Origin of the sequence: Sphingomicrobium marinum (assembly GCF_026157105.1) — a bacterium.
Lineage (GTDB): Bacteria > Pseudomonadota > Alphaproteobacteria > Sphingomonadales > Sphingomonadaceae > Sphingomicrobium > Sphingomicrobium marinum.
This window is the reverse complement of the sequence record NZ_JANPVQ010000001.1, coordinates 155,357-180,726: the sequence shown is the minus strand read 5'-3', so window position 1 is coordinate 180,726 and position 25,370 is coordinate 155,357. Positions and strand designations below refer to the sequence as shown.

At 62.5% G+C, this 25,370-nt stretch carries 23 protein-coding genes and 1 pseudogene; 14 read left to right on the top strand and 10 right to left on the bottom strand.

Annotated features, from left to right (window positions below):
* Positions 1–3 precede the first annotated feature (3 nt).
* The 5 genes from NUX07_RS00900 (at position 4) to recF (ending at position 7,274) form a co-directional block, all read left to right on the top strand.
* Positions 4–528: a fasciclin domain-containing protein gene (locus NUX07_RS00900; protein WP_265528131.1), complete on the top strand. Its 525-nt coding sequence runs from the start codon at positions 4–6 to the stop codon at positions 526–528.
* Positions 529–680: 152 nt separating this feature from the next.
* Complete coding sequence (locus NUX07_RS00895) at positions 681–4,313, top strand: PAS domain S-box protein (RefSeq protein WP_265528130.1); 3,633 nt, start codon at positions 681–683, stop codon at positions 4,311–4,313.
* An 82-nt stretch (positions 4,314–4,395) separates the two neighbouring features.
* A complete protein-coding gene (dnaN, locus tag NUX07_RS00890) occupies positions 4,396–5,499 on the top strand; it encodes a DNA polymerase III subunit beta (protein ID WP_265528129.1) in 1,104 nt (367 codons plus the stop codon).
* Positions 5,500–5,543: 44 nt separating this feature from the next.
* On the top strand, positions 5,544–6,209 hold the full coding sequence (locus NUX07_RS00885) for a hypothetical protein (protein ID WP_265528128.1): 666 nt from the start codon (positions 5,544–5,546) through the stop codon (positions 6,207–6,209).
* A 12-nt stretch (positions 6,210–6,221) separates the two neighbouring features.
* The gene (recF, locus tag NUX07_RS00880; protein WP_265528127.1) at positions 6,222–7,274 is read left to right on the top strand and encodes a DNA replication/repair protein RecF; all 1,053 of its coding nucleotides are present in this window, start codon (positions 6,222–6,224) and stop codon (positions 7,272–7,274) included.
* On the opposite strand, the gene NUX07_RS00875 is transcribed toward recF, so the two are convergent.
* Positions 7,271–8,539 carry a DUF2254 domain-containing protein gene (locus NUX07_RS00875; RefSeq protein ID WP_265528126.1) on the bottom strand — a complete coding sequence of 423 codons (1,269 nt, stop codon included), beginning with the start codon at positions 8,537–8,539 and terminating at the stop codon, positions 7,271–7,273. The genes recF and NUX07_RS00875 overlap by 4 nt on opposite strands.
* 218 nt (positions 8,540–8,757) lie before the next feature.
* Between NUX07_RS00875 and gyrB the strand changes: the two genes are divergently transcribed.
* Positions 8,758–11,199, top strand: a complete 2,442-nt coding sequence (gene gyrB, locus NUX07_RS00870; RefSeq protein WP_265528125.1) for a DNA topoisomerase (ATP-hydrolyzing) subunit B — start codon at positions 8,758–8,760, stop codon at positions 11,197–11,199.
* Here the strand turns inward: gyrB and pulA are convergent.
* Positions 11,196–13,826: a pullulanase-type alpha-1,6-glucosidase gene (gene pulA / locus NUX07_RS00865; RefSeq protein WP_265528124.1), complete on the bottom strand. Its 2,631-nt coding sequence runs from the start codon at positions 13,824–13,826 to the stop codon at positions 11,196–11,198. The genes gyrB and pulA overlap by 4 nt on opposite strands.
* Positions 13,827–13,942: 116 nt before the next feature.
* On the opposite strand from pulA, the gene NUX07_RS00860 reads away from it, so the two are divergent.
* Positions 13,943–14,701 (top strand): endonuclease/exonuclease/phosphatase family protein, encoded by a 759-nt coding sequence (locus NUX07_RS00860; protein WP_265528123.1) that lies wholly within the window; start codon positions 13,943–13,945, stop codon positions 14,699–14,701.
* On the opposite strand, the gene rpoN is transcribed toward NUX07_RS00860, so the two are convergent.
* Genes rpoN through NUX07_RS00835 form a run of 5 tightly spaced genes read right to left on the bottom strand, consistent with a single transcriptional unit; the run spans position 14,698 to position 18,724 of the window.
* Entirely contained in the window at positions 14,698–16,134 is a 1,437-nt protein-coding gene (rpoN, locus tag NUX07_RS00855; protein WP_265528122.1) for an RNA polymerase factor sigma-54, read from the bottom strand. The two genes, NUX07_RS00860 and rpoN, sit on opposite strands and share 4 nt — an antisense overlap.
* Before the next feature lie 9 nt (positions 16,135–16,143).
* Positions 16,144–16,926 (bottom strand): LPS export ABC transporter ATP-binding protein, encoded by a 783-nt coding sequence (gene lptB / locus NUX07_RS00850; RefSeq protein ID WP_265528121.1) that lies wholly within the window; start codon positions 16,924–16,926, stop codon positions 16,144–16,146.
* On the bottom strand, positions 16,926–17,450 hold the full coding sequence (locus tag NUX07_RS00845) for an LptA/OstA family protein (protein ID WP_265528120.1): 525 nt from the start codon (positions 17,448–17,450) through the stop codon (positions 16,926–16,928). The genes lptB and NUX07_RS00845 overlap by 1 nt, the downstream gene beginning before the upstream one ends.
* 5 nt (positions 17,451–17,455) lie before the next feature.
* Positions 17,456–18,094 (bottom strand): LPS export ABC transporter periplasmic protein LptC, encoded by a 639-nt coding sequence (gene lptC, locus NUX07_RS00840; protein ID WP_265528119.1) that lies wholly within the window; start codon positions 18,092–18,094, stop codon positions 17,456–17,458.
* A gap of 9 nt (positions 18,095–18,103) precedes the next feature.
* A complete protein-coding gene (locus NUX07_RS00835) occupies positions 18,104–18,724 on the bottom strand; it encodes a ribonuclease D (RefSeq protein ID WP_265528118.1) in 621 nt (206 codons plus the stop codon).
* A gap of 184 nt (positions 18,725–18,908) precedes the next feature.
* Between NUX07_RS00835 and NUX07_RS11430 the strand changes: the two genes are divergently transcribed.
* From NUX07_RS11430 to NUX07_RS00815, 3 genes are all read left to right on the top strand, one after another.
* Positions 18,909–19,760, top strand: coding sequence for a cold-shock protein (locus NUX07_RS11430; RefSeq protein WP_322597171.1), 852 nt, complete (start codon positions 18,909–18,911; stop codon positions 19,758–19,760).
* A 75-nt stretch (positions 19,761–19,835) separates the two neighbouring features.
* Positions 19,836–20,351 carry a GNAT family N-acetyltransferase gene (locus tag NUX07_RS00820; protein ID WP_265528117.1) on the top strand — a complete coding sequence of 172 codons (516 nt, stop codon included), beginning with the start codon at positions 19,836–19,838 and terminating at the stop codon, positions 20,349–20,351.
* 86 nt (positions 20,352–20,437) lie between these two features.
* On the top strand, positions 20,438–20,803 hold the full coding sequence (locus NUX07_RS00815) for a hypothetical protein (protein ID WP_265528116.1): 366 nt from the start codon (positions 20,438–20,440) through the stop codon (positions 20,801–20,803).
* Between the two features lie 3 nt (positions 20,804–20,806).
* On the opposite strand, the gene NUX07_RS00810 is transcribed toward NUX07_RS00815, so the two are convergent.
* Positions 20,807–22,372 carry a cisplatin damage response ATP-dependent DNA ligase gene (locus tag NUX07_RS00810; protein ID WP_265528115.1) on the bottom strand — a complete coding sequence of 522 codons (1,566 nt, stop codon included), beginning with the start codon at positions 22,370–22,372 and terminating at the stop codon, positions 20,807–20,809.
* A gap of 51 nt (positions 22,373–22,423) precedes the next feature.
* On the bottom strand, positions 22,424–22,930 hold the full coding sequence (locus NUX07_RS00805) for a Dps family protein (RefSeq protein WP_407696133.1): 507 nt from the start codon (positions 22,928–22,930) through the stop codon (positions 22,424–22,426).
* A 173-nt stretch (positions 22,931–23,103) separates the two neighbouring features.
* Here NUX07_RS00805 and rpmG point away from each other — a divergent pair, with 173 nt between their 5' ends.
* A complete protein-coding gene (gene rpmG / locus NUX07_RS00800; protein WP_265528114.1) occupies positions 23,104–23,271 on the top strand; it encodes a 50S ribosomal protein L33 in 168 nt (55 codons plus the stop codon).
* Positions 23,272–23,344: 73 nt separating this feature from the next.
* Here the strand turns inward: rpmG and NUX07_RS00795 are convergent.
* Positions 23,345–23,692 (bottom strand): annotated as a pseudogene (locus NUX07_RS00795) (response regulator); the annotation flags it as partial.
* Between the two features lie 49 nt (positions 23,693–23,741).
* Here NUX07_RS00795 and NUX07_RS00790 point away from each other — a divergent pair.
* Genes NUX07_RS00790 through NUX07_RS00780 form a run of 3 tightly spaced genes read left to right on the top strand, consistent with a single transcriptional unit; the run spans position 23,742 to position 25,368 of the window.
* Positions 23,742–24,014, top strand: a complete 273-nt coding sequence (locus tag NUX07_RS00790; RefSeq protein ID WP_265528113.1) for a DUF3572 family protein — start codon at positions 23,742–23,744, stop codon at positions 24,012–24,014.
* Positions 24,011–24,625, top strand: a complete 615-nt coding sequence (locus tag NUX07_RS00785; RefSeq protein WP_265528112.1) for an HAD family hydrolase — start codon at positions 24,011–24,013, stop codon at positions 24,623–24,625. Before NUX07_RS00790 ends, NUX07_RS00785 begins: the two co-directional genes overlap by 4 nt.
* On the top strand, positions 24,622–25,368 hold the full coding sequence (locus NUX07_RS00780) for an SDR family NAD(P)-dependent oxidoreductase (protein ID WP_265528111.1): 747 nt from the start codon (positions 24,622–24,624) through the stop codon (positions 25,366–25,368). Before NUX07_RS00785 ends, NUX07_RS00780 begins: the two co-directional genes overlap by 4 nt.
* The last annotated feature ends 2 nt before the right edge of the window (positions 25,369–25,370 follow it).

Sequence of the window (25,370 nt, the reverse complement as noted above, 5' to 3'; positions counted from 1 at the left end):
CTCATGCGTATACTGATTACGGCTATGGCCGCTTCAGCGCTGGCGCTCGGTGCCTGCGCATCCGAGGAAAATCCCGCTGGGAACGAGATCGCAGAAGAAGGCGGCAAACTCGTCAACGCGATCGGTGCCGATAGCCAGTTTGGCCGGGCAATGGCAGCGGCCGGGCTGGATGGTATCCTCGATGGCCCTGCACCCTACACGCTGATCGTCCCGAGCGACGAAGCCTTTGCGGCGTTGCCTGAAGGGACATTGCCCGACGCCAGCACCGAGGAAGGCAAGGAAGCGCTTGGCGCCATCCTGAGCAATCACATCCTTCCCGGCACGATCCTTTCCGACGACGTCAGGAAGGCCGCTACGGCAAATGGCGGAAGCGCCAGCCTGCCCACGCTTGGCGAGGCAACGCTCGAAGCGAGCGTGAACGGCGACAGCCTGACCTTGTCGGCCGGCGGAGATGCGGGGTCGGTGACGCAGGCCGATGCCCGCTATGACAACGGCGTGGTTCACCGCGTCGATATGGTGTTGCTGTAACAGCGCGCGGTTAAAGCGTTCGTTTTGGACCATTCCGACCACGAAAGAGGGCAAAAATGTTCCGCTCGGGTCGCAATGGTTCCTAAACGGCGCGACCGTGCGCTCGTGATCGCCCATGGGCTTTCCGGAATGTCATTTTCCGGGAGGCCTGGGTGGAAATCGGTCTGCAATCGAAGTGGCGCGATGCAACGCGCGCGGCGGCGCTCGCCATCGTACTAGCGCTGCTGTGCGGCGTGCTGGCGTGGCTGGTGCAATACATCTTCGCCAAAGCCGGCCCGCTGGCCACGGTGTGGCTTTCCAACGCTGTTGCCGTGGCGTTGCTGTTGCGCAGCCCCCGTTCCTACTGGGCGTTTTTGCTGCCCGCCGTCTGGATCGGCACCGGGACGGCAAACGTCCTGTCGGGCACCCCGCCAGCCGCGGCATTTGCCCTCGGGCTTGCCAACATGACCGAAAGCGGCGTGGTCGCGGCGCTGCTGCGTCCCGTGTTTGCCCGCCACGATACGTTTGACGATCCCAAGATCATCATCCGCTTCTTTCTGGCCGCCCTGATCGGCACCGTTGTCGCGTCTCTTCTGGCTGCCGCGATGCTGGCCGGGATCATGGGACGCCCTTTCCTGACAAGTGCGATTGACTGGTGGGTGCCAGACCTGCTCGGCATGCTGACCATCGCACCGTTGCTCTTGTCGTTCGGCCATTGGAGCCGGTGGGGCTTGGGCGAACACGAAGCGACGCCCCGCCGGCGCAATGCGTCGGGCCATGTCGTCCAGCGTGTCGGCGCCGTTCTCCTGTTTTGGGCGGCGACCGCGATTGCGTTCATGACCGACATCGTGGCCATGCTGTTCGTGCTCGGGCCGCTTCTTCTCATCACGGCCGTGCGACTGCCCTTGTCAGCCGCCATGATGTCGCTCCTGGGTGGTTGCATGATAGCCCTGGGGATGACGATCAACGGGACGGGTCCGATCATCGCCATTACGCAAGACCTTTTGGTCGAGGGCCGCATCTTCCAGGCTTACATGGCGTCGCTGATCTTTCTTGTCCTGCCGGTGCGCGCGCTGGCGCGCGATCGCGACCGGCTCGATGCTGCCTATGCGGATAGCGATCGCAAATTTCGCGGTATCGCCGAATCCATCCGATCGGGCATCCTTCATCTCGACAGCGAAGGTCAGCCGCATTGGGCCAACCAGCATTGGGAAAAGCTGACCGGTCGATCACTCGAAGAAAGCCGCGATGCCGGCTGGTTGGAAGCCATCCACAGCGATCACCGCTTGCGAGCCCAGGCCTTGTGGGCGCGCGTCCGACGGGGCGAACGCGGCGAGCCTCTCGAAGTGCGCTGCGCTGCGAACCCCGATGCCTGGATGGAAATATCGTTCAGCAGCATGAGCGAGCAGGACGAGATAGTCGGCTATGTCGTGAAAATGTCGGACATCTCGAGCCGCAAGGCGGATGCAGTCGCGCTCGAGGAGAGCGAGGGGCTTTACCGCCTGGTTACCGAGCATGCGCGCGACATCGTCTTTCGCATCGGGCTCGACCAGGTGCCGCTCTACGTCTCCAGCGCATCGCGCTCGGTTCTCGGTTTTGACCCCGTCGAACTCATCGGCAAACCGCTTTCGCTCAAGATCCACGAACAGGACCGCGACCTGTTCGCGCGTCATTTCGCCGAAGTGCTGGCCGGCGCCCCGCCGCCCGAACTGAGTTTTCGCCTTCGTACCAAGAGCGGCGACTATCGCTGGGTCGAGGCCTCGACCCAATTGGTGAGCGATGCTGAGACCGGGGCGCCTGCGGAAGTCGTCGCGACCCTGCGCGATATCCAGCAACGCCACGAAACCGAGCAGCAGGTTCTCGAGTCCGCCGAGAAGCTTGGCGAATCCAATCGCCTCTTGCGGCTTGCGGAAGGATTGTCACAAGTTGGCCACTGGCGCTTGGACACCGACAGTATGGGCTTTCGGCATTCGCGCCAACTTGCCGCGATGATCGGGGTCGATCGCGACACGGCGCTGGGGCCGCGCGAATTGCTGCGGATGCTCAGCGTCAGCGACCGGCGCCTGACCTTGGCGACCATCGGCCGGGCGCGTTCCGCCGGCAGGCCGAGCGAATGCGGCGCGCGCGTGCGCACGATCGATGGCCAGCTGCGTCACTTCAGGCTGATGGTGCAGGCCGAACGCGACCGCAGCGGCAAGGTCGGGGGCCTGTTCGGCGTGGTGCGCGATGTGACGCTCGAAGTCCGGGCGCAGGCCGAGCTGGTTGCCGCCCGCGATCGCGCCAATAAGGCTGCGGCTTCAAAATCAGCCTTTCTCGCAACGATGAGCCACGAGATACGAACACCGATGACCGGCGTGCTCGGAATGATCGACCTGCTACGGCTGCAACCGACCGACGAGGAACGCGATCGCTATCTTGGCACCCTCAAACGGTCTGCCGACCTGCTGATGGCCGTGCTCGACGATATTCTCGATTTCTCCAAGATCGAGAGCGGTCGCATGTCGTTCGAACAGCGCGATTTCCGGTTCGAGCAATTGATCGCTGAAACCAAGCAATTGTTCGACCGCTCGGCATCGGCGAAGGGACTGGTGCTCCGGGTAGAAGGCGACATGGGCAATCTCCAGCCTGTCCGCGGCGACCCGGTACGCCTGCAGCAGATCCTTTCGAACCTTCTTTCGAATGCCGTGAAGTTTACCGACGAGGGCGAAGTGGTCATTCGCTTCTCGGCGTCGCCTGACCAGGATCGCTGGCGTTGGCGCGTTGCGGTTAGCGATACCGGGATCGGAATTGCGCCTGAAGAACGCGAGCATCTTTTTCAGCCCTTTACCCAGGCCGATATTACTACCTCGCGCCGCTTTGGTGGAACCGGTCTGGGGCTGGCGATTAGCCGCCGCCTGGTCGAAGCCATGGGCGGCCGGATGAAGGTCGATAGCCAGCCCGGACGAGGCGCCACCTTCTCGTTCGAAATCTTGCTGGAACAGGGGAGTGAGCCGGTCATCGGGGATATCGACGTGCCGGTCCTGGCGTCGAAGGCGCAGTCCGACGGGCAGAATGTCGGGCTCAAACTTCTCGTTGCGGAAGACAATCCGGTCAACCAGATGCTGCTAAGCGCGATCCTGTCGCAGCTTGGGCATGATATGCGGGCGGTCGACAATGGCCGTCTGGCGGTGGAACGGGCCGCTGCCGAGCCGTTCGATGCGATCATCATGGACATGCAGATGCCCGAGCTGGACGGGCTTGCAGCGACGCGCCAGATCCGTGCCGGCGGCGGACCCAATGCCAGCATCCCGATCATCGCGTTGACGGCCGACGCCTCGCCCGAACGGCGGAGATTCTACGACGGCGCGGGGCTCAGCGCGTTTCTTACCAAGCCGATCGACCAGGAAGCGCTGGCCGACCAACTGGCGGCGATCGCAGCACAGTGCGGCAGCGGGGACAGCGAGCAATCCTCGACGCCATTGCTGGACGATGACCGACTGGCGGCAATTTCGTCTACCCTGGGCGCCGAACGCCTCGATGCCCTGCTCGACCTTTTGCGCGGACAGCTCGAATGCACACCTGCAGCGTTGGCGGCACACATGAAATCGGGTGATATGGAAGCCCTGCGCCGCGAAGCGCATGCGCTTAAGGGAGCGGCTGCAAACGCCGGCGCGGGCCGCGTTGCCGAACGCGCCGCTTCGATCGAGGCAGCGCGAGAGCGCGATGGTGCGGAGGCCTTGCTGGCCACACTCGAAGCGGATGTATCGGCGACGATCGAAGCAATCGCCGCACGCTTGGGCTCGGAACGCAAATCACTCGAGAAATAGCGGCTGTTTGGCACTAGCCCTCGCGCCCACGCGCGTTATAACGAGACCCGAACACAACATTTTTTCGGGGGCGTGAAGCGCAATGAAAGCCACAATCGAACGGGCGGTACTCCTCAAGAGCCTCGGCCATGTCCAATCCGTGGTCGAACGTCGTAACACCATTCCGATCCTCTCGAACGTGCTGCTCGAAGCGGGTGATGACGGCTCGCTCCGTCTCATGGCGACTGACCTCGATCTCCAGGTCGATGAGCGCGTCGAGGCGGATGTCAGCCAGGCCGGCGCGACCACCGTTCCCGCGCACACTTTTTTCGATATCGTGCGCAAGCTTCCCGAAGGCGCGCAGGTCAGCCTCGAAGCCGCCGATGGCAAGATGCAGGTCAATGCCGGCCGCGCGCGCTTTAACTTGCAGACGCTGCCGCGCGATGATTTCCCGGTCATCGCCGAAGGCGACCTGCCGACCCGTTTCGAATTGCCCGCCGCCACGCTGCGCCAGGTGATCGACAAGACTCGCTTCGCCATTTCGAGCGAAGAGACGCGCTATTACCTCATGGGCATTTTCTTCCACGTCGATGGCGACGCTATGAAGGCCGCGGCGACCGACGGCCACCGTCTTGCCCGCGTCACCATCGACAAGCCCGAAGGCTCGGACGGCATGCCCGATATCATCGTGCCCAAGAAATGCGTCGGCGAATTGCGCAAGCTGCTCGACGAGGTCGAAGGCACGGTCGAGGTCTCGCTATCCGACACCAAGGTCCGCTTCGGGCTTGGCGCGGCGGTGCTCACCAGCAAGCTGATCGACGGTACCTTCCCCGATTACAACCGCGTCATCCCGACTGCGAACGACAAGCTTTTGAAGATCGACCCCAAGAGCTTCATGGCGGGCGTTGACCGCGTCGCCACCATCGCCAGCGAAAAGACCCGCGCGGTCAAGATGGCGGTCGATAATGACAAGGTGACCCTGTCGGTCTCGAGCCCCGAAAACGGCCTTGCCGTCGAGGAAGTCCCGGCTGACTATTCGAATGATGGCATGGAGATCGGTTTCAACGCCCGCTATCTCATGGACATCCTCCACGAGATCGAAGGTGACACGGTCGAAGTCCACCTCGCCGACGCTGCAGCCCCGACGCTGCTGCGCGAAAATGATTCGAGCCAGGCGCTTTACGTCCTGATGCCGATGCGGGTGTGAGCCGCGGAATCATTCGAACACACATCTTGTTGATTGGCGGCGCCTTGACGCTGGCGCTCGTCGGTTGTGGCAACGATACAGCTTCGCTTAACGAGATTGAGGCCGAACGTACCGAAGAGATCTCCTCGGAAGCGCGGGCAATCTTCGAAGAAATCAACGACGGCAAGTTTATAGAAGAAGCAGTCGAGGGATTTGCAGTCGGCTTTCGCAACACGGTGCAAGCGCGGCAACTTGAAGCGCAATATCCAGGTATCGTGGACGAATTTCTATCGCGTTCGAAAGGTATGGTAAGACACTATTATCAAAAAGAAGAACCGGCCATGTCTGCTCGCATAATGCGCACTTTCGATGACAATATGACCGCCGAGCAACGGGCTGAATTTCTTGATTTCATCAAGTCAGAGACCGGCCAGATCTTTTTTGGAAAGATCGATCTTAATGAGCAGCTCGAGCAGAGCGGGGCTGCAAGTCTGAATGACCTTCAAGCGGCTAACGTACGTGCCGGAATGCAAGCGGCAAATGAGTTGACGCCCGAGCAGCAAGCCGAAGTGGTGGAATTCGAGAAGCGGCTAGAGGGGCCTTTGTTGGCTGTTGGCCAAGCCCAGACGGAGGCGCTTTACGATGTCATCGCAGATTTCCAGAAAAGCCCGGAAAAGAAACGCATTGGCCAACTACTCGAGAGGATGGTGGAAGAGCGAGCCGGTAGCTAGGGTCGCGCGATTATGCTCACCCGCCTTGCCCTTACCGATTTTCGCAACCATGCCGACGCGCTGATCACGCCGGGCCCGGGCTTTGTGCTGCTGGCGGGCGACAATGGGGCGGGCAAGACCAATATCCTTGAAGCCGTATCGCTGCTGGCGCCGGGGCGCGGTTTGCGTGGCACGCCGCTGCGCGACATGGCGCGCCAGCAAGGTGACGGCGGCTTTGCGATCGCTGCGCGCCTCGCGGAGGACATCGACATCGGCATCGGGACCGCGCCCGCCGCGCCCGATCGCAAGAAGGTGCGCATCAAGGGCGAGGCGGCGGCCGCCAACCGGCTGGGCGATTATCTTTCGGTGTTGTGGCTCACCCCCGCGATGGATCGGCTATTCGCCGACAGTGCAGGGGCGCGGCGTCGCTTTCTCGACCGGCTCGTCTTCGCGCTGGAGCCCTCGCATGCCCATCACGTGTCGCGCTACGAAGCGGCGATGCGCGCGCGTAACAAGCTGCTCGCCGAACCCGACAATGCAGATCCCGAATGGCTGGTCGCGCTGGAGAGCGGCATGGCGGAGCATGGCGACGCGCTGGGTCAGGCACGCGCGCGCACCATCGCTGCGCTGGGCGAGGCCATCGCGGCTAGCCCGGAGGACGATTTTCCGCACGCGTCGCTTGCGCTGTCGGGCTGGGATGGCGGCGATCTCAAGGCGGCGCTACGCGCCTCGCGGTCGCGGGATGGCGCTGCCGGGCGCACGCTGGTTGGCCCCCATCGCCAGGACCTTGCCGTCCAACACGCCGCGAAGAAGCAGCCAGCCCATTTGTCGTCAACCGGAGAGCAGAAAGGTCTACTGATCGGCCTGCTCCTCGCGCACGCCGCCTTGGTCGAAGAACGTCGCGGCTCCCCGCCCGTCCTGCTGCTCGATGAAGTAGCTGCGCATCTGGATCCCGTCCGCCGCGCTGCCTTGTTCTCGCGCCTTGAAGGGCACGGGCAGGTATGGATGACGGCGACCGAGGCGGCCTTGTTCGACGGAATAGAAAATGCCACGCGACTGACCGTCACTGCGGGCCGGATCAACTAGGCGCGTTCGGCAACATCCAGCGGCACCTGCGCTTCGGCAAAGGCGCTGCGGTGCGCATCTTCAACTCTTTCCAGCGCACGTTTGTCCTCGATGGCGGCGCGTGCCTGTTCTAAGGCTTGCTGTGCCAAGCCCAGTAACCAGCCGCGTGCTCGCGGAATCCGCTGCGCCAGCGCACCGAGCATTTGCTGCAAACGGATACCTACTTCGAATATGCCGGCACCATCACGCGCCAAGGGCAGGATGAGGTCGGTCACCATGTCCTCGAAGCTGATCGGCGCATCGATGACATGTGACGCCCGCTCGACCGTGTCGACTTCGAGCTGTGAGAAACTGTCGAGAACACGCTGTCCAGCGCCCAGGACTGCGATCGCCGTGCCGGGATCATTGATTCCCGGTGACAATGCACGGCTGCCAATTTCGGCCAGCACCACCATGCCGAAGCGGGGGTCCTGGTCGAAATCGCGCGACGGCTCGATGATCGCCGCATCGCGCATGCTTTCGAGCTGTTCCGCATTGACCGAACCGTCGCACCAACCCAGCGGGCGTGTCGGATCGACAAAGGTGCCCGCCGGCGCGCTAAGCGTAAACTGCACTCCTGCCTTGGCGGCAGCATCGCTCAATCGCGATCGGTCGATATGGGCGACGTAGCCCGTCCTGTTTGCGGTAACGATGGTCGTGCCTGCGTCGGGGCGGCGCTCTTCATGGAGGATCACGCGCGGTCCCGGATAATGGTCGAGTGCGCTGATGGCTTTGGCTTCGATGCGTTCGATGGCGTCCTGGACGCGCCCGAAATTGCCAAGGCGACCTATCCAGTTGAGCAAGGTCAGCACAATCACCGCGATGACGAGTATCGTTCCGATGAACAGGATGGCGCGGCCTTGCCCGCCATAAATGCCGGTCGACAGGGCAATGATGCCGACGATCGCGAAGAGAAAGCCCCCGAGGAAGGTCGATAGCGCGTTCTGCGCTGTCGCGTCCTCGATCAGCAACTTCGTAGCGCGCGGCGTAATGTGCGCCGCCGCACCGGAAAAGGCGGTTACCATCGCGGTGAGCGAGAAAGTCGTCACGGCAAGCATCGAGGATGCCAGAATAGTGAGAATGTCATCGACCGCGCTGGCCCCGATGCTGAGACTGAGTTTGTAGGGTATGAGCGGCGCCAGCAAAGCGGCGGCGAGCGCAAGCGCTACGGACAGCAACCCAATGAGCGCAGCGCGGAACCAGATTCGTTCGACCATTCGGGCCAGGATAAAGCGCCATCGCGGCATGTTTTCGATCTCCCTGTGACCCCGTAACGCCTAAACCGGGCAAGCGGAGCCGCACTACCCCCTAAAAGGGGTAATATGCTTGGTTTTGCAGGTAGATTCTGCCATTGTCCGGGGATGGAAAAAGGCTTTCCCCATCCCCATATGTAAATGGCCTTGACGCGCGCCAAACCGGCAGCGCGGAAGCTAGATTAACTCACTGGAAAAATTAAGAAATCTCGATGGCAGACGAAAAGACACCAAACGCATATGGCGCCGACAGCATCAAGGTCCTCAAAGGTCTCGATGCGGTGCGCAAACGGCCCGGCATGTATATCGGCGATACCGATGACGGATCGGGCCTGCATCACATGGTGTTCGAGGTCTCCGACAATGCCATCGACGAGGCTTTGGCGGGCCACTGCGACCGCGTCCTGATCACGCTCAATGCCGATGGTTCGGTGAGCGTCGAGGACAATGGCCGCGGCATTCCGGTGGACATGCACAAGGAAGAAGGCGTGTCGGCTGCCGAGGTCATCATGACCCAGCTGCATGCCGGCGGTAAGTTCGAGAATACTAGCGACGATAACGCCTATAAAGTGTCGGGCGGCTTGCACGGTGTTGGCGTCTCGGTGGTCAACGCGCTGTCCGAATGGCTTGAACTCACCATCTGGCGCGACGGCAAGGAGCATTGGATGCGCTTCGAGCACGGCAATGCCGTGGAATCGCTGCGCTTGGTCGGGGAGGCCGAGGGGCGCAAGGGTACCAAGGTTACGTTCCTGCCCAGCGGTGACACCTTCAAGACCACCGAATTCGATTTCGACCGGCTCGAACACCGGTTCCGCGAGCTGGCATTCCTCAACTCGGGCGTACGCATCATCATCACCGACGAGCGGCATGACGAACCCAGGGAAGTGGAGATGTTCTATGAAGGCGGCATCGCGGCCTTCGTGCAATGGCTCGACCGCAACAAGACCGCGTTGATCGAGGATCCCATCGCCATCACGGGTCAGCGCGACGATATAGGGATCGAGGTCGCGCTGGAGTGGAACGACAGCTATTATGAAAACGTGCTGTGTTTCACCAACAACATTCCGCAGCGCGACGGCGGCACGCACCTCGCCGCCTTCCGCTCGGCATTGACGCGCACGCTCAACAACTATTCGGAAAAGACCGGGCTTCTCAAGAAATCGAAGGTGAGCCTGACGGGCGACGACATGCGCGAAGGTCTGACCGCGATCGTCTCGGTCAAGCTGCCCGACCCCAAGTTCGGATCGCAGACCAAAGACAAGCTGGTCAGCTCCGAAGTACGCCAGCCGCTGGAAAGCCTGATGGCTGACAAGCTGGTCGAATGGCTCGAAGAAAACCCCGGCCCTGCCAAGGACATCATTCAGAAGGTGATCGATGCCGCGGCGGCGCGCGAGGCCGCACGCAAGGCGCGTGAGATGACGCGTAAGGGCGCCATGACCGTAGCTTCGTTGCCGGGCAAGCTCGCCGACTGTCAGGAAAAGGACCCGGCCAAGTCCGAACTCTTCCTGGTCGAGGGCGATTCTGCCGGCGGGTCGGCCAAGCAGGGCCGCGACCGCAAGACGCAGGCGATCCTCCCGCTGAAGGGCAAGATCCTCAACGTCGAGCGAGCGCGTTTTGACCGCATGCTGTCGTCGAAGGAGATCGGCACGCTCATACAGGCGCTGGGCACGGGGATCGGGCGCGAGGACTTCAACCTTGAGAAGCTACGCTACCACAAGATCGTGATCATGACCGACGCCGACGTCGACGGCGCGCATATCCGCACGCTCCTGCTCACCTTCTTCTATCGACAGATGCCTGAGTTGGTCGAAAACGGCCATCTCTACATCGCGCAGCCGCCGCTCTACAAAGTCGCGCGCGGTCGCAGCGAGGTCTATTTGAAGGACAACGCGGCGCTTGATGACTATCTCGTCAATGCAGGCCTCGACGGCCTGTTATTGGAAGCTTCGGACGGCGAACATGCGGGCGAAGGATTGCGCCATCTCGTCGATCATGCCCGCCGTATGCGGACGCTGATCGGTTATGCACCGCGCAAGTATGACGACGCGCTGGTCGAAGCGTTGGCGCTCAACGGTGCGCTCGATCCAAATATTGACGACAAGAAACGCGCCGCCGCGATCGAAGCAACCGCCAATTGGGCGGGGCTTGAAGATACCGAAGCGGAGTGGTCGGGCGAGATCGATGATAACGGCGATGCCATTATCCGTCGCTTGTGGCGCGGCGTTACCGATGCGCACCGCATCAACGCTGCTTTCCTCACCTCTGCCGAAGCGCGCAAGCTCCACAAGCTCGCCGCTGAGGAGGTCGAAGCCTACAAGACACCCGCGGTGCTGAAGGTCATTCGCGCCGACGGCGAAGAGTCCGAAGCCAAGAAGCCGACCATGATCACCCGCCCGACCGAGTTGCTCGATGCCGTGCTCGCTGCGGGCCGCAAAGGCCTGTCGATCCAGCGCTACAAAGGGCTGGGCGAAATGAACGCCGAACAGCTGTGGGAAACCACGCTCGACGCCGACAATCGCTCGCTCTTACGCGTCGAGGTCGACCAGGCTGATGTCGCCGACGAGATCTTTACTCGCCTGATGGGCGATGTCGTCGAACCGCGCCGCGAATTCATCCAGGACAACGCGCTGAGCGTGGCCAACCTCGACGTCTAGTCGGCTTTGACAAACACTGCGGTCGTGAGCGCCGGAACCTTGAACCCGGCCGCATTGGGCTGCGCGGTGCGCACGATCGGATCGTCGGAGTTTTGCTGGATCTCGTGGAGCGCGAAAGCTTGGCTTGAGGTGTAATCGACCTGCTGCGCCGCGCGTGTCGCGTTGAAGACGACAACCACGCGCTCATCGCCCTCGGCGCCCAGCAACATGACGATCAGACCGGGCACTTGGTCGGGGCCGGTATTGCCAAACCGCAGTAGCGTGTTGATCGATTCCGCATCTGAAATGGTGAACCAGTTCCGGGTCTGCGTACGAATTTTCAGCATCTCGCGCATGTGCGCGGCGGCGCGGGCGATATGTTGGGGCTCCATCGCCATGCGATCATCGGAAAGCAGCGTGCGGGCGATCGGCCAGTCGACCTCGTTGTCGGCGCGATGCGCGAGCCCGCGCCCCCACCAGTGGTGCTGCCCGGAAAAGTCGATGCGGTTGAACCAGTCGCCGCTGTCATAGCTGTTATGATCGAGGCTCTTGGTGCGCAGCAGGTCTTGGCCGGCGTGGATGAAGGGGATGCCCTGCGCCAGAACGACCAATGAGTTGGCGAGGTTTTGCCAGCGGACGCGATCATCCTTCGACGTGTCGAGCGGCAGCTTCCAAACATTGCTGTCGAACAGCGTGGGATTGTCGTGCGCGGCGGCGTAATTGATCGTCTCCTGCGGGTCGGAGACATAGCCGAGCGGCTGGCCGTTATAGTCCATGTCGCCAAGGCGGCGGACCACCCCATCGGCATTTTCGAATGCGAAGTCGGCAAGACTTCCGGCGAGCCCCGCGCGCACATGATCGGCCAGCCGCAAGGCTTCCGCGCGGGCCGCATCATCACTCGACGTCATGCGGTTGGGCGCGGTGAACAGGCCGCTGGCAAATCCTTGGCGGCGGACGGCTTCCTCGGCCTTGCTGTTGTAAGCGCCGCCGCGAATGGCATCGCGGATGCGGTCGTTGAATGTCCCGATACCGGTGCCCGCCATTTCACGCTGGGTCGCCTGGATGAACCGGGCGTTGTCGGCGACCTCGCCAAAATTCCATCCCTCGCCATAAATCAGCAAATCGCGGCCATCGACACCGTGCTGCTCAAGCGTCAGCGTACGCAGTGCCTCGCGGCCCTTGAGAATATTGTCCTTGGAGTGATGCCCCATCAGGTCGAAGCGGAAACCCGACACCTTGTAGTCGCGCGCCCACACCATCAGCCCTTCGACCAGCAGCCGCTCCATCATCCGCCGCTCGCTCGCGGTGTTGGAACAGCAGGTGGAATTGGCGACATTCCCGTCGGCGTCGAGCCGCTGGTAGTAGCCGGGCACGATCTTATCGAGCACCGACTTGTCGCCCTGCCCGTGCGCAGGGGTGTGGTTGAAGACGACGTCGAGCACGGTGCCGAGCCCCATGTCGCTCAATCCCATTACCATCTGCCGAAATTCGATGATGCGCGCGGTGCCATCGGGCGTGCTGGCATAGCTACCTTCGGGCGCCAGATAATGCAGCGGGTCGTAGCACCAATTGAAGCCGTCGCCCGCGCTCGCTTCCTTGACCAACGCCTGCTGCTGTTCGCTATCGGGTGCCATCGCTGCGAGTGCATCCTGGTCGGGTTCGACCGCACCGACTTCGGGGATGGAGGCGCAGTCGTTCGTCGGCAAAAGGTGCACGTCGGTGAGCCCGGCCTGTGCCAGTGCGGTCAGATGCCTGCTGCCGGGGAGGTCAGGGTCCGCGAAGGCGAGATACTTGCCGGCCTTTGCTGGATTGAGCCCTGGCACCGCGCTGGAAAAATCGCGCACGTGCAGTTCGTATATCGACCGATCTTCGGGATGCTGGGGCAGGTCGCGCGCGAAGGCGTCCCAGCCGGCGGGCTTAAGGTCGGCATCATCGAGATCGATGATTTGCGTCCGCTTGCTGTCGGGCGCCAAGTTGAGCGAATAGGGGTCGGTGACGATGTTGCGTTCGACCTGCCCTGTCGACGGAACATAGACCTCGACCTCGTAGACATAATATTTGCGGTTCCAGTCGGCGGGCCCCGAGATTGACCACACGCCGGTCTGCGCATTTTCGCTCATGGGTAGCCGGGTCGCGTTACCGCCCATACTGCTATCAAACAGGAGGAGCGTGAGCGATCGTGCGGTGGGTGCCCAGACCGAGATGTCCCACCCGGTATCGCTGCGCCGCGCCCCCAACGGCAGGTCGTTGGCGTAAAGCGCATCGAGAACGGGGCCGATCTGGATGCCGGTCGCTTCCTCTCCCATAAGTGTCAGTGGCTGCTTGAGGAATGCGCGCACATTTTCCGGCGGGGCCTCGACGCGCCACAGCGGCATGCCGGCAAGGTGCGGGAAATTGAGGGCAAGCTCGCCCGCGACGCTGCCCGCCGCAGCGAGCGGGAACGTGGATGCGCCCGCGCGCAAGTTTGGCATGCCCTCGCCTTCCCATGCGATGAGGTGCGGCGTCAGCCAGTGGGCGCGGGCGTGCGCGACCTTGGTCGGGGCGGCTGCTGTGCTGGCAGGCGGTGGCTCCGTAGGCGCACAAGCGCCGGTCAGCGACAAAATCGTAGCAGCGATAATACCCGAAATTAGTTGCCGCGCTGCGTTCATCCGCTGTCCTTCCTTTTTCTTCCGTCCGCCCAACTATCCCGCCACCTTGGCGTGTCGGCAAGACTGCATAGGTATGCGCGACTGGCGCTGCGAATTTTCGGGACTACATTGAGGCGGTGCAGCTTACCGTGACCTCCTTCAATATTCGCAAGGCGATCGGCACCGATCGCAAGCGCAACCCGCAGCGTATCCTCGATGTGCTGTCCGAGATCGGCCCTGACATCATCGCGCTGCAGGAAGCCGACAAGCGGGTGGGCACCCGCGGCGCGGCGGTGCCGCACCACCTGATCGACAAACATGGCGAATGGCAGGCGATCGATTTCGACGTAAGCCATCCCAAATTGCTCGATCTTATCCCCGAGCACGATCTGACGCGGCCGCTGCTGGAGCGGCTCGATACGCGCAATCTGGGATGGCACGGCAACGCATTGCTGGTGCGCCGCGGGATCGACATCATGCACGCGCAGGCGCTCGATCTTCCGACGCTCGAGCCGCGCGGCGCGGTGATGGCTGAACTCGACACGGCGGCGGGGCCGGTGCGCGCGATCGGCATGCATCTTGATCTCAGCGGGCTGTATCGCTTGCGCCAGGTCGAGGCGATCATTGCTGCGATCAAGGCACGCGATCCGATGCCCACCGTCATCATGGGCGATACCAACGAATGGTCGACGGGGTCGAATTGCCTCGATGCCTTCCTGCCTCGGTTTCGCACATGTCCGGTGCTGCCGACCTACCACAGCCGCCGACCCGTCGCCTCGCTCGACCGCATTTTCATCGATGAGGCGATCGATATCGAAGATCATGGCGTCCACCGCAGCGCGCTTGCCCATGCCGCGAGCGATCACCTGCCCATCTGGGCGAGAATCAGGCTCTAGCCGCCCGCCATCTTGCGCTGCCGGCGACGCTGAACGCTCGAGCCGATGCCCATCGCTTCGCGATATTTGGCGACCGTGCGGCGCGCCAGGTCGTAGCCCTGGTCCTTGAGTGCTTTCACAAGCGCATCGTCCGACAGGATCTTGTCTTCTTCGTCGATCAATTTCTTGATCGCCGCCTTCACGGCAACCGCGGACGCGCCTTCGTCGCTATCGGCGGCAGCGACGCCCGAGGAGAAGAAATATTTCAGCTCGAACATGCCACGATCGCAGATCAGATATTTGTTCGTGGTGACGCGGCTGACGGTGGATTCGTGCATGTCGATCGCCTCGGCGACGGTCGCCAGGGTCAGCGGCTTGAGCGCACCCACACCTTCACGGAAAAATCCTTCCTGCTGCTTCACGATTTCCATCACGGTCTTCACGATCGTTTGCGCGCGCTGGTCGAGCGCCTTGACCAGCCAGTTGGCGCTGGCGAGATGGTCTGCCAGCCAGGCCTTGCTGTCCTTGTCCTCGGCGCCCGCTTTCAGTTCGGCATGATACTGGCGGTTGACCAGCACGCGCGGCAGCGCGTCGGGATTGAGCTCGACGCTCCAGCCTTTCTTGGTTTCGCGCACGAAGACGTCAGGCGTAATGTCCTCGGCGGGCCGCTCCGAAAATATGCAGCCGGGCTTGGGATCGTAGCCGCGCAATTCGCGCACCATGTCGGCAAGGTCTTCCTCGTCCACCCCGCAAATGCGGCGAAGGTCGTTCATCCGGCCTTTGGCGAGCAGGCCAAGATTTTCGATGAGGCGCGCCATGGCCGGATCGTAGCGATCGGCGGCCTTGGCCTGCAGCGCGAGGCACTCGGCAAGGTCGCGCGCGCCGACGCCGGCGGGTTCGAGCGACTGCACCACGCCCAGCGCCGCCTCGACCGCTTCGACGGAAACCTCAAGTGACATGGCAATGATCTCGAGCGGTGTTTCCAGATAGCCAGTGTCGCGCAGCTCAAGGATGATCGCCTCGACGATCCTTCCTGCTTCGCCGCCAAGACCGACGACCTGATCGGACAGATGTTCGGCGAGACTATGCGCGCGGTACTCGAGCCGGTCGAAATCGAAGGCTTCTCCGGCCTCGGCCATGGGGAGGTCGGCGACGCTGTCGGTCTCAAAGGCCGCTTCGTTGGAGTCGTAATCGAGCGCGCCGTCACCGTCACCGAAATGATCGAGACTGTCGTCGACATCGGGGGCCTCGTCGCCAGCGTCGCCGGGATCCGCGCGATCCTCGCCGCGATCGTCGCGTTCGACCTCGAGCAGCGGATTCTTGGCCAACTCCTCGGCGATCACGGTTTCGACTTCGAGGCTGGACAATGCGAGCAGCTTGATCGCCTGCTGCAACTGCTGGGTCATGACCAGCTGTTGCGATTGGCGAATATCGAGACGCGGACCTAAACCCATGGGATTGTCCTAAAGGGCAAAACTTTCGCCCAGATAAAGCCGCCGGACTTCCTGGTCGGCGACGAGATCCTGCGGGGTGCCCTGAAACAGCACCTGCCCGTCATAGATGATGCAAGCGCGGTCGACGATCTCGAGCGTCTCGCGGACATTATGATCGGTGATCAGCACACCAATATCGCGGCTCTTTAGCTCGACGATGAGATCGCGAATGTCGCTGATGGATAGCGGGTCGATGCCGGCAAACGGTTCATCGAGCAGCATGATCGAGGGGTTCGCGGCGAGTGCCCGGGCAATTTCGGCGCGGCGACGTTCGCCCCCTGACAGCGCCATCGCGGGGCTATCGCGCAGCCCCGTCAGGCCGAATTCGTCGAGCAGCTGGTCAAGCCGACGTTCGCGCGCGCCGCGGTCGGGCTCGGCAATCTCCAGGACGGACAGAATATTCTGCTCGACCGACAGCCCGCGGAAGATCGAGGTTTCCTGCGGCAGGTAGCCAAGGCCCAGGATCGCCCGGCGATACATTGGCAGCCCGGTGATATCGTTACCGTCGAGGATGATGCGACCGGCATCGGGCTTAACCAGTCCCATGACCGAATAGAAACTGGTCGTCTTGCCCGCGCCGTTGGGGCCGAGGAGGCCGACGACTTCGCCGCGCGCGACGGCCATCGAAACGTCCTTGAGCACCACTTTCTTGTCATAGCTCTTGGCGATCGACACGACCTTCAGGCCGCGCGTTTCGACCTCTTCGGGCACTTCGGAGAGGTCGGTGCGAACGGCGCTTTCCACGTCGGCCATCAGTCTGTGCGCTGCGGAACGGTAAAGGTGCCGGTCACACGGCCACCGCTGCCTTCGACCCCGCGCGGACCGCCGTCCATCACGGCACGACCGCTTTCAAGGTCGATGGTGAGGCGCGACCCCTGGATGGTGTTGCGCGACTGGGTCAAACGCACGTCGCCGATCATGGTGATGATACGCCGGTCGAGGTCGTAGACGGCAAAATCGGAGCGCGCGGTCTCGTCGCCCGAACGCACCGTCACGCCGCCCGACGCATCGAGCCGGTCGATTTCTAGCCCTGCATTGCTCGAATAGGCCAATCGGAGCCGCGCCGTGCTCAGCGTGAGCGAGCCCTGGCGAACCACCACGTTGCCGACGAATAGCGCGCGATCGTTGCGGTCCTGCACTTCGACGCGGTCGGCGGCGACATTGACGGGGGCATTGATGTCGTGCCCGCCAAGCACCGAGCTGCGCCCCTGGTTCTGCGCGGAAGCCGCAGCAGCAAGGCCGACGAGGGCGACAGCGAAGAGCATCTTGGCATGCATGTTGCTTATCTGACCGCCCCTTGCTCGATTTTCAAGCGTGCGCCGCCCGAAAGTGTGACGGTGCGGGCATCGAGATCGGCCTCCAGCCGCCCCGCTTCGAAGCGACCCAAGCGCATCGCGCCTTCGACGCCGGCCCGGCTTTCCAGAGTCCGCGTATCGAGATCGATGCGCACGTCGCGCGTATCGAGACGGTAGCCATCGGGCCCGCGAACACGCAGCGGCCCGTCGACGAGGATCTCCTCGGCCTCGATGTCATAACGCCCGCGCGGCGCCGTGACGCGCAGGTCGCCGCTGTCCATCATGAGCGCCGCCGACATGCCCTGGATCTGCACCACTTGCTCGGCGCTGGTCTCCTGGATGGCGCGATCGGCGACGATTTCGAACGGCTGGCCCTTATTGTCTTCGCCGCGATAGCGCGCCTTTTCGACACGCAGCCGTTCATCGGCCTGGTCGACTTCTTCCTTGTCGAGGATGAAGCTGACTTCGCTGTCCTTGGCGAGCGGTGCCAGCAACAGTGCGAACAATAGCAGGATGCCCATCGCCGGCAGCGCGATCTTGGCGAACTTGATGACCGTGTCGAAACGGCCGCCGGGTTCGGCCCAGCCTCTTTTTTGCGCGCGTTCTCGATCTGCCTGCCGGCTCACTGCCTTGTCCTAGCTGTGCGCGAAGATGTCGGTTTCGTCCCAGCCCGCCAGATCGAGGCGAGCGCGGGTCGGCAAAAAGTCGAAGCAGGCCTGCGCGAGTTCGGTGCGACCTTCGCGTGCGAGGCGCTTGTCGAATTCGTCCTTCAAACGATGCAGGAAGCGCACGTCGCTCGCCGCATATTCGCGCTGCGCGTCGGACAATTCGGGGCCACCCCAGTCGCTCGACTGCTGCTGCTTGCTGATGTCGCCGCCCAGCATCTCTTTCACCAGCTCCTTGAGGCCGTGGCGATCGGTATAGGTCCGGACGAGGCGGCTGGCGGTGCGGGTGCAGTAAAGCGGCGCCGCCATAATGCCGAGATAATGCTGCATGATCGCGATATCGAATCGCGCGAAGTGATAGAGCTTCAGCCGATTCGGGTCGCCCAGCAGCTGTTTCAGGTTGGGCGCGGCATAATCGCTGTCAGGACCGAAGCGCACGAGATGCTCGTCCGCCCCGCCGTCGGAAAGCTGCACCAGACACAGGCGATCACGCCCCGGATGGAGGCCCATTGCCTCTGTATCTACCGCGATCGGACCGTCTTTGAAGGTCACGTCGGCGGGCAGATCTTCCTCGTGAAAATGAACCGCCATGCACTGCTCCTGAAGTTCGCTTAGGCGGCGCTTAGCCCACCCCAAGAGGAATCGCTAGGATAAGCCACGCTTTTCCTGTATGAATGCGAATGTGCGCGTCGTTCTTTCGCGCATGGATGTTCCGGTTACTTCGGCCCGGTCGGATCATTCGATACTAGTTGGGGGCGAATACAGTTGGGACGACATGGGTTACGATAGAGGGCGCAAGGGCGACCGTGGTGGACGGGGTCGCGACAAGCGCGACGCTATGTTTGAGGAGACGCCTCCTTACCAGGATCAGGGATATCAGGATCGCGGCGGCGGCGGTGGATACCGCGGCGGTGGCGGCGGTGACAATCATCGCGGCGGCGGCGGCGGTTACGGCGGTGGTGGCGGTGGCTACCAAGACCGTGGCGGCGGCTATGGCGGCGGCGGTGGTGGATACCAGGACCGCGGTGGCGGCGGTGGCGGTGGCTATCGCGGCGGCGGCGGTGGTGGCGGTGGCTATCGCGGCGGCGGCGGCGGTGGCGGCATGCCCCCACAGGTCGTTGGCGAAGGCAAAGGCCAGGTCAAATTCTTCAATCCGCAGAAGGGCTTCGGCTTTATCGTGCGCGAAGATGGCGGCGAAGATGTCTTCGTCCATATCAGCGCAGTCGAAGCAGCCGGCCTGACCGATCTGGCCGATGGCCAGCCGCTGGAATTCACGCTGGTGGATCGCGGCGGCCGCGTTTCGGCGACCAACCTGGTCATCGAGGGCGAGCCGATGGCGGTCGAACGCGGCGGTAGTGCCGGCGCTGGCGCTGGCGCTGGCGGTGGCGGCTTCAACAAGCGCGAACTGACCGGCGAAACAGCGACCGGAACGGTCAAGTTCTTCAACGCCATGAAGGGCTTTGGTTTCATCCAGCGCGATGACGGACAGCCCGATGCGTTCGTGCATATCAGCGCGGTCGAGCGCGCCGGTATCCCTTCGATCAACGAAGGCGACCGGTTCGAATTCGATCTGGAAGTGGACCAGCGCGGCAAATATGCCGCGGTGAACCTCAAGCCCTCCAGCTAGGGCGCTTTCAACAGCGAATCACCAAGGGCCCGTCCGGCATTTCCGGGCGGGCTTTTGTGTGTCATGGGTTCGGCAATGCAGATCGAACGCGCCTCGACCGACGATATTGACAGCCTCCATCGGCTGGTCGAAAGCGCCTATCGAGGCGAAAGCTCGAAGGCCGGTTGGACCACCGAAGCCGACCTGTTGGGCGGCCAGCGCACCGACGCTCGCGAACTTGGCGAAATTCTCGAAGATCCGACGCAGCATATGCTCGTCATGCGCGACAATGACGCGCTCGTCGGTTCGATCCTCGTTACCGACAAGGGCGATGGGCGCGCTTATTTCGGCATGCTGACCATCGACCCACAGCGCCAGGCCGCCGGGCTCGGGCGACGATTGCTGGCCGCGGGCGAGAATGTCGCGCGATCCTTCGGCGCATCGGTGATGGAATGCCAGGTCATTCGCCAGCGCGACGAATTGATCGCCTGGTATGCGCGGCAGGGCTATGTCGACACGGGAAACACGCGGCCCTTTCCGATGCACGATCCGCGCTTCGGGCTACCCAAGCGCAATGATCTCAAATTTATCGTGATGGAAAAGCCACTCTAAAAAGCCTCGACAAAACAAAGTGTTGGCATGGCTGGGCGATGCCTGATAGCGATACTGCGGAACCAGTTCCATTCCAGGAGTAAAGCATGTCGATCCTTCTTGGCCTTGCCGCCTTTACGCAGGCCGCGCAGACCCCGCCGCCCGCCGCTGTCCAGACGCCTGGCACCCCGCAGTTCGAGGTGCAGTGCATGGTCGCGCTTAACCAGAGCGCCGCGCAGCAGCAGGACCCGCAGGCGCGGATGCAGATGACCGGAATGGCGATGTTCTATACCGCCAGGGTCGATCTGTTGGCGCAGCAGGATGCGCAGCTCACCGAGGCGGTGCAGGCCGCACTGGACGGCATGGCAGGGAAGACGCTGGGCGCGATTACGCAGGCATGCGCGCGGCACATGGGCGAACGGCTCGGCCGCTTCCAGCGCCTTGCCCAGCAGGCCCAGCCCGCCGGGCAATAGGCCCTAGCTCACGAGTTTTTCCAGGTTGGCGATCGTGTCGGCCTCCTCGGCCGGCTTGTCGTCACGGATCCGACTGATGCGCGGGAAGCGCATGGCGAGCCCCGACTTGTGGCGCTTGCTGGCGTGGATCGAATCGAAGGCCACTTCGAGCACCAGCGTCTTTTCGACCTCGCGCACCGGCCCGAATCTGTTGATCGTATTGCGGCGCACGAAGCGGTCGAGCCACTTCAGTTCCTCGTCGGTAAAGCCGAAATAGGCCTTACCGACGGGCAGCAACTGACCGTCCTCGGTCCAGCAGCCGAAGGTATAATCGGAAAAGAAGGAAGAGCGCTTTCCCGAGCCGCGCTGCGCATACATCATGACGCAATCGGCATTGAGCGGATCGCGCTTCCATTTGTACCACAGCCCAACGCGCCGCCCCGCGACATAGGCCGAATCGCGCCGCTTGAGCATCAGGCCTTCGACGCCCGTCTGGCGCGCTTCTTCGCGCAGCGCCTCAAGCTGGGCGATGCTGCCTGCATCGATCACGCTTGAAAGGTCGAAACGGTCGCCCGGAAGCTTGGGAACAAGCTGTTCGAGCCGCGCGCGGCGCCGCTCCCAGCCAAGTTCGCGCAGGTCCTTCTTCCCGTCGATCAGGACGTCGTAGAGCCGCACGAACGCGGGGTTTTCGGACTGAATCTTCTTCGACACGATTTTGCGACCGAGACGTTGCTGCAGCGCGTTGAAGCTGCCCGCTTCACCGCCCTGATCGGCACCGCGTATCAGCAGCTCGCCATCAAGCACCGCGTCGATCTCCAGCGCCTCGGCAACGTCGGGAAAGCTGTGCGTGATGTCGTCGCCGGTGCGGCTGTAGAGCCGTGTTTCGCCTCCGGCGCGCACCAGCTGCACGCGGATGCCATCCCACTTCCATTCGGCGGCGTAAGCGGCGAGGTCGATCCTCGCATCGTCTTCCAGCGGATGCGCCAGCATGAAGGGGCGGAAGACAGGGAGCTCGGAAACATTGGGTGGATCGGCGCGCCCCTCGCCCCAGGCGAACAACGCGTCATAGGGCGGCGCAAGCGCGTGCCAGACTTCCTCGACGTCCTCGACCTTGAGGCCAAAGGCATCAGCCAGCGCCTGCTTGGCCAATCGCGCCGATACCCCGACGCGCAGCGCGCCGGTGGCCAGCTTGATGAGCGCGTAGCGGCCCGACGCATCGAGCCGGTCGAGCAGGCCAGCGAGGACCGCCGGCGCATCGCTCCTGCTCGCCGCCTGCAGCGCTTCGACCGCATCGGCGAGGCGCACGTCGTCATGCCCTTCGGGGCCCCAGAGAAGGCTGAGCGTTTCGGCTGAATCGCCGACGAAATCGCGGCTGATCTTGTAGAGGACCGGATCGATCTTCTCCTCGGCAAGCGCGCGGATCAACGAGGGCTTGACGCTGGCGATGTCCATTTCGCCGGTCAGCGCAGCAAGCGCCCATCCGCGATCGGGATCGGGCGCCGATTTGAGGTAATCGCCGATCAACCGCAGCTTCGCATTGCGGCTGCGGGTGTAAGTGAGGTCGTCCAGTAATCGCGAAAAAGCGCGCATGGCAGGATAACCGCCATGCACGCTCTTTTGTTCAGTATGCGGGCTTTGGCCTTAGCCGCTCTGCGCGCTTTCGAAGAGGAACCATGCGCGTTCTTCGGCGGCGTCGATCCATTCGTCGACCAGCGCCGAGGTCGCATGATCATCGCTGTCATCAGCGGCGGTCTTCACCACGCGCAGCGTCTCGACCAGCGCCAGGTTGTCGTCGCGCAGTTCCTTGAGCATATCCTTGGCGCTGACAAAATCGGCATCGTTATCGTCGATCGTCTGGTGGCGCGAAATGTCGCCGATCGAGCGCAAGGTGGTGTTGCCGGTCTTGCGCACGCGTTCGGCGATCGCATCGGTGGTGCCGAGGATCGCGGCGGCCTGTTCGTCGAACATCAGGTGGTAGTCGCGAAAATGCGGGCCCGACACGTGCCAGTGAAAGTTCTTGGTCTTGAGATAGAGCGCATAGCTGTCGGCCAGCACGCGATTGAGCCCTTCGGCGACGTCCTTGATCTCGTTCGATTTGAGGTCGGTCGGGGTGGCGAGTTTTTCGGGTGCGTCGGTCATCTTGATCATCCTTTGTTTCTCCTATTCAGGAGAAGAACGCGCAGAAGGCGAGCGCGGTTCGATCAAATATCTCGATCACGCTGATCGGGTTGACAAAATCGCTTCGTCCCGCCAAAGAGCCGCCGATCAGGGGCGGGCCTTGGGGCGCCGCCTTTTCAATTTATCGATTCGGGAACAAGAACATGGCGAAGCCAGCAACCGTCAAGATTAAGCTCGTCAGCACGGCCGACACGGGCTTCTACTATGTGACGAAGAAGAATCCGCGCAACATCACCGAAAAGATGGTGCAGCGTAAATATGATCCCGTCGTGCGCAAGCATGTCGAGTTCAAGGAAGCCAAGATCAAGTAAGGCCGTCGGCCTCATTCGATTTTCGCGAAGAGGGGTCGGTGTCGGCCCCTTTTTCTTTGTCTGGCGCGGGTTCGAGTAACGCCGCGACCGATTCCGCAAACCTCATGACGCTGATCGGTTTTTCAAGATAGGCGTTCGCGCCTGCCGCGCGGATGCGTTCGTCATCGCCTTCACCCGCGTAGGCCGTCACCGCCATGATCGGCACGGCGGCGAATTTCTTCTCGGCGCGCAGCATCTTCATCAGTTCGATGCCATCGATATGCGGCAGCTGGATATCGGTAATCACCAGTTCCGGGTCGTGCGCGCGTGCAGCGTCCATCGCCTCGCGGCTGTCCATCACGCCATTCACATCATGGCCGTGCGCCTTTAGAAGGTCGCAGAACAGCTTGATGTTGAGCGCATTGTCCTCGACAACCAAAATTCGTGCCACGCGCGTGAAACCCCCAGTGATTAGGTTCGTACCTTAGGCAATGACGCCCAAAGCTCCAAACGACAATGCAGCCGCCCTGGCGCTGCAGGCGCTGGCCGCGACGCTGGCCGACGACAAGCGGGCCGAACGCCTGCTAGCGCTGACCGGGCTGGGAGCCGATGAATTGCGCGCGCGACTTGGCGATCCGGGGCTGCTGGCGGCATGCCTCACCTTTCTTGAAAGCCACGAGCCCGATCTGCTTGCGGTGGCGGCCGATCTCGACGTGGCGCCCGAACGGCTGGTGGCAGCCCGCCGTGCCCTGGAGGCATCATGAGCCGTCCGCTCCTCATTTCCGATTGCGATGAAGTGCTATTGCACATGGTCAGTCATTTCGATGACTGGCTGGGCGAGGAACATGGCATCGATTTCGCCTTCGCAAGCGGCCAGTTCGCCGACGCGCTGACCTATCGCGTCAGCGGCGATGTCGTTCCAGAAGACCAGGTCTGGCCCTTGCTCGAAGCTTTTTTCCGGGAGGGGATGGACCGCCAGACGCTGGTGCCGGGTGCGCTGGAGGCTTTGGGGACGATCGGCGAAGTGGCGGACATCGTGATCCTCACCAATATCGGTGACGAGGCGCATCATTACCGCGTGGCGCAGCTCGAGAAACTCGGCATCCGCCATGAGGTCGTGACCAATCGCGGCGGCAAGGGGCGCCCGGCCAAGGCGCTGGTCGACCAATATGGCGCGCCGCGCGCCGCCTTCGTCGATGACCTCGCCTTCCAGCATAAAAGCGTCGCCAAGTATAATCCGGACGTCTGGCGGCTGCACATGGTGGCCGAGCCGCGGCTTGCACCCAATATCGAGGACGCGCAGCATGCGGATGCGCGGATCGATGACTGGGGCACCGCGACAGGCTGGCTGATCGACCGACTGGAGGGAAAATGAGCAAGATCGCTTTCATTACAGGCGCAACGGCCGGCATCGGCGCTGCGACGACCGAGGTCTTAATCGGTGATGGCTGGAAGGTCATCGGCACCGGACGGCGCAAGGAGCGTCTCGATACCCTCGCCGAGAAATTCGGCAGCGCCTTCCACCCGATCGTCAGCGACATGCGCGACCTTGAGGACCTGGGTCGCATCGTGCGCCAATTGCCCAAGGGCTGGCGCGACGTCAGCTTGCTGCTCAATAATGCAGGCCTTGCGCCGCCGATGGACGATTTCCAGAACGCCGATCTCGACAAGCAGCTGAACGCGATGCGAACCAATATGGACGGGCTGATCGCGATTACCCGCCATCTCTTGCCGACGCTGATCGACAACAAGGGCGCGATCATCAATCTCGCCTCGGTCGCTGGGAGCTATCCCTATCGCGGCGGCGCGGTTTACGGCGCGACCAAGGCATTCCTGACGCAATTCAGCCTGTCGCTGCGTTCGGACCTGTCGGGCACCGGGGTGCGGGTGACCTCGATAGAGCCCGGCATGGTCGAGACCGAATTCACGCTGGTACGTACCGAGGGCGACAAAGAGGCCAGCGACACGCTTTATGCCGACATGAACCCGATGACGGCGAAAGATATCGCGAACGCGATCCACTGGGTCGCCTCTCTGCCCCCGCATCTTAATATCAACCGCCTCGAACTGATGCCGACAAGCCAGAGCTTTGCCGGCTTTGCGGTTCACCGCGACTAACT

Coding starts and splice junctions, on each gene's coding strand:
- recF (WP_265528127.1), top strand. CDS start 6,222: ATGCTCACCCGCCTTGCCCTTACCGATTTTCGCAACCATGCCGACGCG.
- NUX07_RS00790 (WP_265528113.1), top strand. CDS start 23,742: ATGACGCCCAAAGCTCCAAACGACAATGCAGCCGCCCTGGCGCTGCAG.
- dnaN (WP_265528129.1), top strand. CDS start 4,396: ATGAAAGCCACAATCGAACGGGCGGTACTCCTCAAGAGCCTCGGCCAT.
- NUX07_RS00900 (WP_265528131.1), top strand. CDS start 4: ATGCGTATACTGATTACGGCTATGGCCGCTTCAGCGCTGGCGCTCGGT.
- pulA (WP_265528124.1), bottom strand. CDS start 13,826: ATGAACGCAGCGCGGCAACTAATTTCGGGTATTATCGCTGCTACGATT.
- rpoN (WP_265528122.1), bottom strand. CDS start 16,134: ATGGGTTTAGGTCCGCGTCTCGATATTCGCCAATCGCAACAGCTGGTC.
- NUX07_RS11430 (WP_322597171.1), top strand. CDS start 18,909: ATGGGTTACGATAGAGGGCGCAAGGGCGACCGTGGTGGACGGGGTCGC.
- NUX07_RS00810 (WP_265528115.1), bottom strand. CDS start 22,372: ATGCGCGCTTTTTCGCGATTACTGGACGACCTCACTTACACCCGCAGC.
- NUX07_RS00845 (WP_265528120.1), bottom strand. CDS start 17,450: ATGCATGCCAAGATGCTCTTCGCTGTCGCCCTCGTCGGCCTTGCTGCT.
- lptB (WP_265528121.1), bottom strand. CDS start 16,926: ATGGCCGACGTGGAAAGCGCCGTTCGCACCGACCTCTCCGAAGTGCCC.
- NUX07_RS00835 (WP_265528118.1), bottom strand. CDS start 18,724: ATGGCGGTTCATTTTCACGAGGAAGATCTGCCCGCCGACGTGACCTTC.
- rpmG (WP_265528114.1), top strand. CDS start 23,104: ATGGCGAAGCCAGCAACCGTCAAGATTAAGCTCGTCAGCACGGCCGAC.
- NUX07_RS00820 (WP_265528117.1), top strand. CDS start 19,836: ATGCAGATCGAACGCGCCTCGACCGACGATATTGACAGCCTCCATCGG.
- NUX07_RS00875 (WP_265528126.1), bottom strand. CDS start 8,539: ATGCCGCGATGGCGCTTTATCCTGGCCCGAATGGTCGAACGAATCTGG.
- NUX07_RS00815 (WP_265528116.1), top strand. CDS start 20,438: ATGTCGATCCTTCTTGGCCTTGCCGCCTTTACGCAGGCCGCGCAGACC.
- gyrB (WP_265528125.1), top strand. CDS start 8,758: ATGGCAGACGAAAAGACACCAAACGCATATGGCGCCGACAGCATCAAG.
- NUX07_RS00805 (WP_407696133.1), bottom strand. CDS start 22,930: ATGATCAAGATGACCGACGCACCCGAAAAACTCGCCACCCCGACCGAC.
- NUX07_RS00780 (WP_265528111.1), top strand. CDS start 24,622: ATGAGCAAGATCGCTTTCATTACAGGCGCAACGGCCGGCATCGGCGCT.
- NUX07_RS00785 (WP_265528112.1), top strand. CDS start 24,011: ATGAGCCGTCCGCTCCTCATTTCCGATTGCGATGAAGTGCTATTGCAC.